At 46.0% G+C, this 12,501-nt stretch carries 10 protein-coding genes; 6 read left to right on the top strand and 4 right to left on the bottom strand.

The annotated features are described in order from the left end of the window. Position 1: 1 nt before the first annotated feature. Complete coding sequence (gene dtd / locus R7Q41_RS09195; protein ID WP_005379282.1) at positions 2–436, bottom strand: D-aminoacyl-tRNA deacylase; 435 nt, start codon at positions 434–436, stop codon at positions 2–4. After that, positions 408–1,352, bottom strand: a complete 945-nt coding sequence (locus tag R7Q41_RS09190; RefSeq protein WP_005379281.1) for a virulence factor BrkB family protein — start codon at positions 1,350–1,352, stop codon at positions 408–410. Before R7Q41_RS09190 ends, dtd begins: the two co-directional genes overlap by 29 nt. Before the next feature lie 34 nt (positions 1,353–1,386). Between R7Q41_RS09190 and R7Q41_RS09185 the strand changes: the two genes are divergently transcribed. Next, positions 1,387–2,028, top strand: coding sequence for a DUF2959 domain-containing protein (locus R7Q41_RS09185; protein WP_005382972.1), 642 nt, complete (start codon positions 1,387–1,389; stop codon positions 2,026–2,028). A gap of 31 nt (positions 2,029–2,059) precedes the next feature. Here R7Q41_RS09185 and R7Q41_RS09180 read toward each other — a convergent pair whose 3' ends face one another. Together R7Q41_RS09180 and typA are read right to left on the bottom strand one after the other, a co-directional pair. Next, positions 2,060–2,602, bottom strand: coding sequence for an AAA family ATPase (locus tag R7Q41_RS09180; RefSeq protein WP_318144477.1), 543 nt, complete (start codon positions 2,600–2,602; stop codon positions 2,060–2,062). A gap of 72 nt (positions 2,603–2,674) precedes the next feature. Further along, positions 2,675–4,504, bottom strand: a complete 1,830-nt coding sequence (gene typA / locus R7Q41_RS09175; protein ID WP_005379276.1) for a translational GTPase TypA — start codon at positions 4,502–4,504, stop codon at positions 2,675–2,677. A gap of 530 nt (positions 4,505–5,034) precedes the next feature. Here typA and glnA point away from each other — a divergent pair. From glnA to R7Q41_RS09150, 5 genes are all read left to right on the top strand, one after another. Further along, the gene (glnA, locus tag R7Q41_RS09170) at positions 5,035–6,444 is read left to right on the top strand and encodes a glutamate--ammonia ligase (RefSeq protein WP_005379275.1); all 1,410 of its coding nucleotides are present in this window, start codon (positions 5,035–5,037) and stop codon (positions 6,442–6,444) included. 179 nt (positions 6,445–6,623) lie between these two features. Then, entirely contained in the window at positions 6,624–7,205 is a 582-nt protein-coding gene (locus R7Q41_RS09165; protein WP_025768298.1) for a DUF4124 domain-containing protein, read from the top strand. A gap of 132 nt (positions 7,206–7,337) precedes the next feature. Beyond that, complete coding sequence (gene glnL / locus R7Q41_RS09160) at positions 7,338–8,384, top strand: nitrogen regulation protein NR(II) (protein WP_017821940.1); 1,047 nt, start codon at positions 7,338–7,340, stop codon at positions 8,382–8,384. Between the two features lie 57 nt (positions 8,385–8,441). Continuing rightward, complete coding sequence (gene glnG, locus R7Q41_RS09155) at positions 8,442–9,845, top strand: nitrogen regulation protein NR(I) (protein WP_017821941.1); 1,404 nt, start codon at positions 8,442–8,444, stop codon at positions 9,843–9,845. A 102-nt stretch (positions 9,846–9,947) separates the two neighbouring features. Beyond that, complete coding sequence (locus tag R7Q41_RS09150) at positions 9,948–12,494, top strand: EAL domain-containing protein (RefSeq protein WP_318144476.1); 2,547 nt, start codon at positions 9,948–9,950, stop codon at positions 12,492–12,494. Positions 12,495–12,501: the final 7 nt, after the last annotated feature.

Raw genomic sequence — 12,501 nt, 5'->3', positions numbered from 1 at the left:
ATTAGACCTGCAACCAAAACGTCACTGGACCGTCATTCACCAAGGACACTTTCATATCGGCAGCGAAGCGGCCACGCTGTGTGGGTAAGACTTCTTCACACAAGTCAGAAAAGTAATCATACAAGCGCTCTGCATCAACAGGATGCGCACCGCGAGAAAAGCCAGCTCGCGTGCCTTTTTTTGTATCCGCAGGCAGCGTAAATTGAGAAACCACCAGCACTTTACCTTCCACCTGTTTAACGTTCAGGTTCATCTTGCCTTCGTCATCTTCGAACACACGGTAGGTTGTAACACGCTCCATTAAACGCTTTGCTTTAGCTTCATCGTCGTCCTTCTCTACGCCCAATAAGACCAGCAGACCACGATCAATTTCTCCTACGACTTCACCATCCACGCGGACGGCTGCTTCACTGACTCGTTGAATTAGCGCTATCACTACTCTCGCTTCCTTCATCTGTTAACTGAGATTCAGCGGTCGAGTGTATCATGTCTAAATCTTCACTCCAGTGCTCTCGCTCACCAAGCGCAGCCGTAACTTCCGCCCCCAATAACACGATCATCCAGCATAAATACACCCAAACAAATAAGATAGGAATCGCCGCTAACGCGCCGTAGATGAGCTGATAAGACGGAAACTGAGTGATGTAAAGCGCAAAGCCTTTTTTACTCAACTCGAACAGTATCGCGGCGACTGCTGCCCCCATGGCACCATGAGCGAGGTGTACTTTTTTATTCGGCACTAGAATATACAAGCCAAGAAAAGCAAAAAAGGACAGCAACAACGGTAGCCAACGCAGAAATAAATTAAACGCACCAGATAATGTCTCGTTCTCTAAAATTTGCAGCGAAGTCACGTACGACGTCGCCGCAATACTCGCACCGACCATGATCGGCCCTAACGTGAGTACCATCCAATACATAGAGAATGAAAAGACTAAACGGCGCTTGTCTTTAACTCGCCAAATGTAGTTTAAGTTCTTATCAATGTTGGAAATCAGCATGACCGCTGCGATGAATAAAAACCCACCGCCAACCGCGCTCATTTTGCCCGTATTCGCCACAAATTCCTGTAATGCCGTATGTACAGCTTCTCCAGAAGCTGGCACAAAATTCTCAATAATGTAGCCTTGCAGCACCTCACCAACGTTCGCAAAGACGGGAAATTTCGACAATATTGATAACAATACCGTCAGCATTGGCACGATGGATAACAAGGTAATGTAGGCAAGATAGCCCGCGTTCACATTCACACGGTCATGCGTTAATCGCTTAAGAAGATACTTAAAAAACGCGACGCAACTTGGCAGTAGATTGATTAATCTCGCCTTGTAACTCTCTGATAACTGGTTCATAGTTCATCCCATAATTAGCGCCGAGGACATAAGAATGCCTTATTTATTAGCAATTGTACTATCAATTTTCACTTTAACAGGGTGTCAATCTGCTTATTACTCAGCAATGGAGCAGGTTGGGTATCATAAACGAGATATTATGGTCGACCGCGTCGAAGATGCCAAAGAATCTCAACAAGATGCACAAGAAGAATTCACCAGTGCACTTGAAGCCTTGTCTGCGATCACCAACTTTGATGGTGGTGAGCTAGAAAATGTCTACAACAACATCAATGACAAATACGAAGATAGCGAAAAAGCGGCTCAAGACGTACGTGACCGTATTGCTGCGATTGAAGACGTATCCGGCGCACTGTTTGATGAGTGGCAAGATGAGCTAGAGCTGTACTCGAGTGCGAAACTGCGTCGTTCAAGCGAGCAAAAACTACGTGAAACCAAAGCCTCGTACAAAACCATGCTTAGCGCTATGAAGCGTGCAGAGAAAAAGATGACACCGGTACTGGATACGCTACGTGACAACACGTTGTACTTAAAACACAACCTTAACGCCAGTGCGATTGGTTCTTTGCAAGGTGAGTTCTCTAGCTTAGAGAAAGACATTCAGTTTGCGATCAAACAAATGAACGAAGCGATTGCAGAGTCCGATAAATTCCTACAAAAGCTCAATCAAAAGTAAATGATTTAGACCTCCTCCAAGTGAGGAGGTTTTAGTCGGCGACCTCACCGAGTAAACCGATGACTCTTCGAACAAAGCCTACCCTCTCTGGTACAGTTCCCCATGGCACTTCTACCACTTCATAACCCAACTCAGTATAGACACTCACTAACGACTGATGAATCTCCAATGCTTCTTCAAAGCTGTGCGGACGCACTTCATCTTGTACGTAAATGGATGCTTCAGGTCGACAAGTAAACACCTGACTATGATACCCAACACTTTCGGTTAAGAAAGCTTGATCAACCTTACAGCCGCCCACTTGCAGGTATGCAATGATGTCGGGGATGGCGCGATCAACAAACGCAACATCATGACAACGCGCATCATTCTTTTGCTTGTCCATCAACCCAAGGCATAACTTGGCAAACTCAGGTAAATTCGTCCACGGCAAAACACCATTTTCTAACTGGCTTTGCTGCTCAATCAAGTCGCGAGACTCTTCAGGAAACGTGGCGTAACCATACGCGTCTAGCGCATTCAGCAGTGTTGTTTTTCCCGCACCAGGCCCACCGGTGATAATAATCGGGTTCATATTCAACTCCAGAAAACAAAAAGCCCCGAGCATAACTCGAGGCTTCTTCTTAATTGAATCGCTTAACGAAAATTATTTCGCGCCACGAGAAGCACGCTTACGGTCGCTTTCCGTTAGGAACTTCTTACGGATACGGATGCTTTCAGGCGTTACTTCTACTAGCTCGTCGTCATCGATGAATTCTAGTGCTTGCTCAAGAGTCATCTTGATAGGCGGAGTAAGAACCTGTGCGTCATCTGTACCAGATGCACGAACGTTGGTTAGCTGCTTACCTTTCAGTGCGTTTACCGTTAGGTCGTTGTCACGGCTGTGAATACCGATAACCATACCTTCGTAAACTTCAACACCGTGACCGATAAATAGACGACCACGCTCTTGAAGGTTGAACAGTGCGTTAGTTAGCGCTTTACCCATCGCGTTCGCGATTAGTACACCGTTTACACGTTGACCGATGTTACCGCCTTTGTGAGGGCCGTAGTGATCAAACGTATGGTAAAGAAGACCTGAACCTGAAGTCAGTGTCATGAATTCCGTTTGGAAACCGATCAGACCACGTGATGGCATAACGAAGTCCATACGCACACGACCTTTACCGTCTGGAGACATGTCTTTCAGCTCACCTTTACGTAGGCCGATGTTCTCCATGATGCCGCCTTGGTGCTCTTCCATTACGTCGATAGTTACCGTTTCGAACGGTTCCATCAACTGACCATCTTCTTCTTTGATGATTACTTCTGGACGAGATACTGCTAGCTCGAAGCCTTCACGACGCATGTTTTCGATCAGGATAGAAAGGTGAAGTTCACCACGACCTGATACGCGGAATTTATCTGGATCGTCTGTTTGCTCAACGCGTAGTGCAACGTTGTGTACCAATTCCTTCTCAAGACGCTCAAGGATGTTACGTGACGTTACGAACTTACCTTCTTTACCCGCGAATGGAGACGTGTTTACTTGGAACGTCATTGTTACTGTTGGTTCATCAACAGACAATGGTGGTAATGCTTCTACTGCGTTTTGTGCACAGATAGTGTCAGAAATTTTCAGCTCGCCAAGACCAGTGATTGCGATGATATCACCCGCGTTAGCTTGTTCCACTTCGTGACGCTCTAGGCCAAGGTAGCCCATTACTGTACCCACTTTACCGTTGCGAGTTTTACCGTCAGCACCAATAATGGTTACCTGCTGGTTTGGTTTAACGCTACCACGAGTTACGCGAGCCACGCCGATAACACCAACGTAAGAGCTGTAGTCTAGCTGAGAAACTTGCATCTGTAGTGGACCATCAAGGTCAACATTTGGCGCGTCAACAACATCAACGATAGTTTGGAATAGTGGTTCCATGTTCTCGCCAGTTTCGCCTTCTTCTAGAGAAGCCCAACCGTTAAGTGCAGATGCGTAAACTACTTTAAAGTCTAGCTGGTCATCAGTTGCACCTAGGTTGTCAAATAGATCGAACACTTGGTCCATAACCCAATCAGGACGTGCACCAGGGCGGTCAATCTTGTTGATTACAACGATTGGTTTTAAACCGTGAGCAAATGCTTTTTGTGTTACGAAACGCGTTTGAGGCATTGGACCATCAACTGCGTCAACGATAAGTAGTACAGAGTCTACCATCGACATGATACGCTCAACTTCACCACCGAAGTCCGCGTGTCCCGGAGTATCTACGATGTTGATACGGTAATCGTTCCAGTCGATTGCTGTGTTTTTAGCAAGAATGGTAATACCGCGCTCTTTCTCGATGTCGTTCGAGTCCATGACTCGCTCTTCAGCTTCACCGCGAGACTCAAGCGTGCCTGATTGTTGTAGCAGCTTGTCAACCAACGTGGTTTTACCGTGGTCAACGTGCGCGATGATCGCGATATTTCTTAATTTATCAATCTGTGGAGTAGCCATGGATATTGATTCACTTAGATAGATGAAATGCCCCCACGCTGAGAACGGGTGCTCTCTGGCGACATTTGCTGATTAAAAAAACGGCCATAATGTACCAGATTTTAGCAAAAAGCCTAGAAATATGTGATCTACTCCCGAGCATTTCTGCGATTTTTACGCTTAATGCCCATTTTCTTCCTCAGAACGAATTGATTAAACGCAACTTTATTCTAATCGATGCATAATTCAAATTGACTCTTGCTCAAAAACTGGGCTGAATACGCAATGTACCTGTCACATTATGGTGCAACAATGATTTTTGGCACCATAATAGTGCAAACAAAGATCATTTTGGTGCAAGCAAGTGCACCAAACTAGCATTCAAAAACACAATTGCTTGAAATTAATGGAATATTTTTTTTGGCACGGTTTTGGCTTTAGTTAAAACAGCATCGATTAATGAAAAGTCAAATTGATTAATCAATGCCAGGTTTCATGAATAATTCATAAATCGAGCTTTTACCGCTTATTAACACTGGAGGTTATCCAAGATGTCAGTAGAAAACGTTCTATCGCTGATCCAAGAAAACGAAGTTAAGTTTGTTGACCTACGCTTCACTGATACAAAAGGTAAAGAGCAGCACATTTCGATCCCTGCTCACCAAATCGACGCAGACTTCTTCGAAGAAGGTAAAATGTTCGATGGTTCATCAGTTGCTGGCTGGAAAGGTATCAACGAATCAGACATGGTAATGATGCCTGACGCATCTTCTGCTGTGCTTGACCCATTCACGGAAGACGCAACACTAAATATCCGTTGTGACATCTTAGAGCCTGCAACAATGCAAGGCTACGACCGTGACCCACGCTCTATCGCAAAACGCGCTGAAGACTTCATGCGTTCTACAGGTGTTGCAGATACTGTACTTATCGGTCCTGAGCCAGAATTCTTCCTATTTGATGACGTGAAGTTCTCGACAGACATGTCAGGCTCTTTCTTCAAAATCGACGACGTAGAAGCGGCATGGAACACAGGTTCTGACTACGAAGAAGGTAACAAAGGTCACCGTCCAGGCGTTAAAGGTGGTTACTTCCCAGTAGCTCCAGTAGATTCATCTCAAGACATCCGTTCTGCTATGTGTCTAGTGATGGAAGAAATGGGTCTTGTTGTTGAAGCGCACCACCACGAAGTGGCAACGGCGGGTCAAAACGAAATCGCAACTCGTTTCAACACGCTAACAACCAAAGCTGACGAAATCCAAATCTACAAGTACGTTGTACACAACGTTGCTCACGCGTTTGGTAAAACAGCGACGTTTATGCCTAAACCACTTGTTGGCGACAACGGCAGCGGTATGCACGTTCACCAGTCTCTAGCAAAAGATGGCGTAAACCTATTTGCTGGTGACAAGTACGGCGGTCTATCTGAAATGGCGCTTTACTACATCGGTGGTATCATCAAACACGCTCGTGCAATCAACGCATTCGCTAACCCATCAACAAACTCGTACAAACGTCTTGTACCAGGCTTCGAAGCACCAGTAATGCTAGCTTACTCAGCGCGTAATCGCTCTGCTTCAATCCGTATCCCAGTGGTACCAAGCCCGAAAGCACGTCGTATCGAAGTTCGTTTCGGTGACCCAGCGGCGAACCCATACCTATGTTTCGCAGCAATGCTTATGGCTGGTCTTGACGGTATCAAGAATAAGATCCACCCGGGCGAAGCGATGGATAAAGACCTTTACGATCTTCCAGCTGAAGAAGCAGCAGAAATCCCAACTGTTGCATACTCACTAAAAGACGCGCTAGCAGAGCTAGATGCTGATCGTGAGTTCTTAACAGCGGGCGGCGTATTCTCTGACGACTTCATCGATTCATACATCGACCTTAAGTCTCAGGACGTAGAGCGTGTGAACATGACAACTCACCCTGTTGAGTTCGAACTTTACTACTCTGTGTAAAATGTAAACACAGCAATAAAATATTAGGCTCGCCTCGCAGGCGGGCCTTTTTTGTATTCGCCAGTCAAGCTTCGCCGTTTAACATGAGGGGATAATAAAAACACGCTTAGAATTTTTCCTTACATGTCAAAGAGCTAAGCCATTGAAACGTGAAATCATCGAACAAGAGAAGGTGAGCAATGAAAGTTCAGCTTATTCCATCACTGTGTGCACTCAGCGGATTGTTAATCGCCTCTACCGCCTTTGCGCAGGTCGCGTATACATGGGTAGATGAAAATGGCGTGGTTCACTTTAGTGATACGCCAAACAAAGGAGCAAAAGCGATCGCACTGCCAAACCTTGAAGCCAGCGCACCAGCTCCTGAGGTAGAAAGTACTGAATCGCTCGCACCTCAGACTACGCCATCTACTGCATCACAAAACAAGCCAGAGAAAACAACCGAGAAGCCTCTTCCATTAAAACTTTCAATGCAGACCCCCAAGCACAACGAGACCATCCGCAGCAATCGAGGCATCATCAATATTCAATTAGAAACCAATCGCAAGCTTGGTATCGGTGAGCAATTGCAATTGTTACTCGATGGAAAACCTTATGGTGCACCACAAAACCATATAGTGTGGCAGTTAAACAATATTGACCGAGGCACTCACACACTTGCTGTGCACGCGAAAAGAAGCGGCAAGCTTATTGCATCTACTAGCCCTATAACGGTGCATTTACATAGAGCAAGTGTTAAGCCGACCGTAAAAGGGGCAAAATAGAATATCTGGTGAAAAAAATCACATCACAGCGATGCTTTTCACTTTTTCTTCTAAGATTTATTCGCCATACTTAACGTTCAATTGCACCATTATTGTGCATCGCACAATCTTAAAGCAAAACAAGGACGTAATGTGGATACCAGTCTTCCTAGTGCCATTCTCAACAATATGGTGACAGCAACGCTGATTCTTGATGATGGATTGGCCATCCGTTATGCCAATCCGGCTGCCGAATTGCTGTTTTCTCAAAGCGCCAAACGAATTATTGAACAATCACTTTCTCAATTGATTCAGCATGCGTCGCTGGATCTCGCGCTGCTCACTCAACCGTTGCAAAGTGGCCAAAGCATCACCGACAGTGACGTCACTTTCGTTGTTGATGGCCGCCCTTTAATGCTAGAGGTGACGGTTAGCCCTATCACTTGGCAAAAGCAGTTGATGCTTCTGGTCGAGATGCGCAAAATTGATCAGCAGCGCCGACTCTCTCAAGAACTGAACCAACACGCCCAACAACAAGCAGCGAAGCTGTTAGTCCGAGGGCTTGCACATGAGATTAAAAATCCGCTTGGCGGCTTACGCGGTGCGGCGCAATTGCTAGAAAAAATGCTGCCAGAGCCCTCTCTCACCGAATATACACACATCATCATTGAGCAAGCAGACCGTTTAAGGGCGCTCGTGGATCGATTACTAGGACCGCAAAAGCCAGGTAAGAAGACACAAGAGAATCTGCACCAAATTCTTGAAAAGGTTCGCCAACTGGTTGAATTAGAGTCACAACGCTCAATCATCATTGAACGAGATTATGACCCAAGCTTGCCAGAGATTTTGATGGATACAGACCAAATCGAGCAGGCAATGCTTAATATCGTCAGCAACGCCGCACAAATTCTTAGCCATCAAGAGCACGGGAAAATAACCATTCGCACCAGAACGGTGCATCAAGCCAATATTCACGGCAAACGCTGTAAACTCGCTGCTCGTGTCGAAATCACAGACAACGGCCCAGGTATTCCACCGGAACTACAAGACACGCTGTTCTATCCCATGGTCAGTGGCCGCGAGGGAGGAACTGGATTAGGGCTATCTATTTCGCAAAATTTGATCGACCAGCACAATGGAAAAATAGACGTAGAAAGCTGGCCTGGTCACACAACATTTACTATTTATCTGCCGATCTGAGTGCGCTAATGGACTTCAAGTCGCGTCAGTTTTTCGGTTTGCTGCAAGGATTACTACATGAGTAAAGGATATGTTTGGGTCGTTGATGACGACAGTTCAATTCGCTGGGTAATGGAGAAAACGCTCTCCTCTGCCAACATCAAATGTGAAACCTATGCCGATGGGGAAAGCGTGTTAATGGCGCTCGAACGCGAAGTGCCGGATGTTCTAGTATCAGACATTCGCATGCCAGGTATTGATGGGTTGGAGCTACTAAAGCAAGTACAGCGCGATTACCCAGACCTTCCCGTGATTATCATGACCGCGCATTCAGATTTAGATGCGGCAGTGAATGCGTACCAAAAAGGTGCTTTTGAATATTTACCAAAACCTTTTGATATTGATGAAACTTTAACTCTGGTTGAACGAGCCATTGCACACAGCCACGAAAACAAACGCGAGCAGCTCTCTCCAGAAGACATTCCAGCAGAAACGCCTGAAATTATCGGTGAAGCACCAGCGATGCAAGAGGTGTTTCGCGCCATTGGTCGTCTTTCTCGCTCCTCTATTTCAGTCTTGATTAACGGTGAATCGGGCACGGGTAAAGAACTCGTTGCTCATGCACTGCACCGTCACAGTCCACGTGCTAACAAACCTTTCATTGCGCTCAATATGGCGGCAATTCCCAAAGACTTGATTGAATCAGAACTGTTTGGCCACGAAAAAGGCGCGTTTACGGGGGCAAACAATGTTCGTCAAGGACGATTCGAACAAGCCAATGGCGGCACTCTATTTTTAGACGAAATCGGCGACATGCCATTGGACATTCAAACTCGTTTGCTACGCGTTCTAGCTGACGGGCAGTTTTATCGAGTGGGCGGTCACTCTCCGATCAGTGTCGATGTACGAATTGTCGCGGCAACACACCAGAACTTAGAAAAGCTGGTGCAAGAAGGTGACTTCCGTGAGGACCTCTTTCATCGCTTAAACGTGATTCGCGTGCAGATCCCGGCACTGCGTGAGCGTAAGCAAGACATTGAAAAGCTTACACAGCATTTTCTTATCCGTGCGGCTGATGAGCTTGGTGTGGAAACAAAAACTCTCCACCCGTCGACTGTAGAGATTCTTAACCGCCTTGATTGGCCTGGCAACGTTCGTCAATTAGAGAATATTTGCCGTTGGTTAACCGTTATGGCCAGTGGTAGCGAAGTGTTACCAAATGACTTGCCAAGCGAACTACTCGAAGAGAAAAAATCCATTTCAGACTCTGCACATGGTAGTTGGCAAGAACAATTGGCGGATTGGGCACGGCATTCACTCGCAGCAGGAGATAAAGAACTACTTTCTTACGCTTTACCAGAATTTGAACGCATTTTATTAGAAGCAGCCTTAGAGCACACTAAAGGTCATAAGCAAGATGCCGCTAAAGTATTAGGCTGGGGGCGAAATACACTCACCAGAAAATTAAAAGAATTGTACTGACAATCACTTACGTGGTGCGTTAACAACGAGCGTCGTTTGTCACTCGATATTAATAAAAACATCAGTACAATTGTGGCGCACCACCATCTATGTGATTAGGCGATGTCTACTGCTACGACTCAAATTACACTGCGTACTGCTGTTCTGATTCCATTTGTCATGATCTTCTTACTGGCGATCGGTGTCATTGTCTACGTCCAAAAACAAAGTTACGAAGAAGTGGTCACGGATATCAGTGACAAGCAACTTTCCGTGTTAACCGAAAGTGTCCACGACCACCTCAATAGCTATCTACGTAAGCCTTTTACTGCAGTTATGGCTCTCGCGCACAACGTCAGCTATCACAACCTTTATCGCCCTCACGATACCTCAGACATTCAAAACTACCTGCTGAGTGCATTCAAAAATCTTTACCAATCGATACCGCAGTTGGATGTAATCGCATTTGGTTCAGAAAACGGCGACTTTGCAGGCTTTCGCCGCGAGCTTTCCGACGATTACACCTTAATGGTGCAAGATCGCTACACCGATGGTGATCTGGTTATTTATGGAACCAACCATGTGAGTAACAACATTCGAACGGTTATCTCCCAATACGATCCTCGCACTCGCCCATGGTATAAGCCCGTTGCAGAGAGCCAAAACGCCACTTGGTCTGAAATTTATACCAATGCTGATGAACGCCAGGATATTACGCTATCAGCCATGACGCCGGTGTACAAACACGACCAATTTGCTGGTGTTTTGGTGACAGACATTCGTATCAATACATTCAACGAATTCCTGCGCGAGTTAAAATACAACACTAAAGCGTCGGTCTACATCATGGACCCAGATCATCGTTTAATCGCTCACTCAGGCCCGGGAAGCGTCATCTCATGGGGCACAAAATTTTCGGATAAAGGGCAGCGTTTGCTTGCCGCTGAAAACGCAGACCCGATCATCAAAATCAGTGCGAGCCGCGTCCGGTCTTTCGATCTCAACAACACCAAGCAACCTTATACTTTTTCATTTGAACATGATGGCCAACGTATTTTCAGTCGGCTAACCCCGTATCGAGACCAAGACGGCTTAACATGGTTTATCGGCACCTCCATTTCGGAGTCTGAACTTCTCGGCCTGTTACCGAAAAGCCAGCAAGAGAGTTGGCTCGTTGGCATTATTGTAAGCCTATTTGGGATCGCCATCAGTTGGATCATTTTCAACCGAGTTACCAGACCAATTAACGCGACGGCCGCCGCCGCTCAGCACCTGGCAAATGGGGATTGGGATAGCGGCATGCCAAAGCCTGGTTATGTGTATGAGACAACCGTACTGGTTCATGCTTTTAATGAAATGGCGAACAATCTAAGAGCTTCATTCAAAGCATTGCGTGAACAGTTAGTTTATGACTCTCTAACACGCTTATATAGCCGTCAGGGTTTGGTCGAAATCTGTGAAAATCAGTCTCATCTTTGTCACGGCAGTTTATTTTTACTTGGTATCAACAAATTTAGAGATATCAACGACAGTGTGGGTCATCACAACGGCGACCAGTTGTTGGTCAGCATCGCTGAAAGGCTAAAACAGCAGTTTCGTGACAACGCATTATTGGCTCGGATTGGTGGTGATGAGTTCGCGGTGTTTCTCTCAAATGTCGACACTGAAACCAAAATTAAACAAACCGAGCGTCGATTACAGCATCTCTTTTCCACCCCATTTATGGTGGAAGGCGAGAATGTAGTGATGAAGATTTCACTTGGTATTGTACAAACCCAGCCAAACGAAACCATGCCTTTATGGTTACGCAACGCCAGCATCGCATTAAGTTACGCTAAACAAGACTCACTGACTGGTGTATGTCACTACAGCCCAGAACTAGCGAGCGCTTCAAAGTTTCGTACGCAAATGCTGACCAAGATCCAAACTGGCATTGAAAACCGAGAGTTTATTCCTCATTACCAACCGATTGTGGATCTCGTCAGTGGCACAGTGTGTGGCGCCGAAGCACTTGCGCGCTGGCATAGCGACTCAGGTATGGTGTCACCATTAGATTTTATCCCAATCGCGGAAGAAAGCGGCATGATCAAAGCCATCGGCCAACAGATTCTGTTACAAGCTTGTCGCGACACTTACCAAGCGATCGAAAGCAAACAGTGGCCGTCGGACTTCCAACTGCATGTGAATATCTCCGTTAATCAACTATCTTGCCCAAGTTTTGTTGATACGGTGATAAGCGTATTGGATATCACGAAATTACCAGCAAGTAACCTCACACTAGAGATCACAGAATCACGTATCATTGATAGCGCACCGACCACACTAGAAAATATGACTAAACTGCGTGAAATGGGTATTGGTATCGCGATAGATGACTTTGGCACCGGCTACTCATCACTGGGTTACCTCCACTCTCTGCCGTTTACCTGCTTGAAGATTGATCGCACCTTCATCAATCAACTCACACAAGAAAACTTAAACAGTTCAATCGTCGCTGCCGTCATCAATATCACAGCAGGTCTCAAAACTAATGTCGTCGCGGAAGGTGTCGAGGATAGCAATCAAGCACAATTACTGCGCTCTTTAGGCTGTAATCAGGTGCAAGGCTTCTACTACAGCCGCCCTATGCCACTAGAAGAATGGCCAACACATTTGGTGAACATGAAGTAGAAAAGAG

The sequence above is a fragment of the Vibrio sp. 2096 genome (genome assembly GCF_033339595.1).
Taxonomy (GTDB): domain Bacteria; phylum Pseudomonadota; class Gammaproteobacteria; order Enterobacterales; family Vibrionaceae; genus Vibrio; species Vibrio alginolyticus.
The sequence above is the reverse complement of the archived record's forward strand: the minus strand, read 5'-3'. Positions and strand labels throughout refer to the sequence as shown.

What these genes read in the sequence shown, in the direction of transcription:
- R7Q41_RS09180 (WP_318144477.1), bottom strand. Translation starts at nt 2,602, where the DNA reads ATGAACCCGATTATTATCACCGGTGGGCCTGGTGCGGGAAAAACAACA.
- R7Q41_RS09185 (WP_005382972.1), top strand. Translation starts at nt 1,387, where the DNA reads ATGCCTTATTTATTAGCAATTGTACTATCAATTTTCACTTTAACAGGG.
- glnG (WP_017821941.1), top strand. Translation starts at nt 8,442, where the DNA reads ATGAGTAAAGGATATGTTTGGGTCGTTGATGACGACAGTTCAATTCGC.
- R7Q41_RS09150 (WP_318144476.1), top strand. Translation starts at nt 9,948, where the DNA reads ATGTCTACTGCTACGACTCAAATTACACTGCGTACTGCTGTTCTGATT.
- glnA (WP_005379275.1), top strand. Translation starts at nt 5,035, where the DNA reads ATGTCAGTAGAAAACGTTCTATCGCTGATCCAAGAAAACGAAGTTAAG.
- R7Q41_RS09190 (WP_005379281.1), bottom strand. Translation starts at nt 1,352, where the DNA reads ATGAACCAGTTATCAGAGAGTTACAAGGCGAGATTAATCAATCTACTG.
- typA (WP_005379276.1), bottom strand. Translation starts at nt 4,504, where the DNA reads ATGGCTACTCCACAGATTGATAAATTAAGAAATATCGCGATCATCGCG.
- R7Q41_RS09165 (WP_025768298.1), top strand. Translation starts at nt 6,624, where the DNA reads ATGAAAGTTCAGCTTATTCCATCACTGTGTGCACTCAGCGGATTGTTA.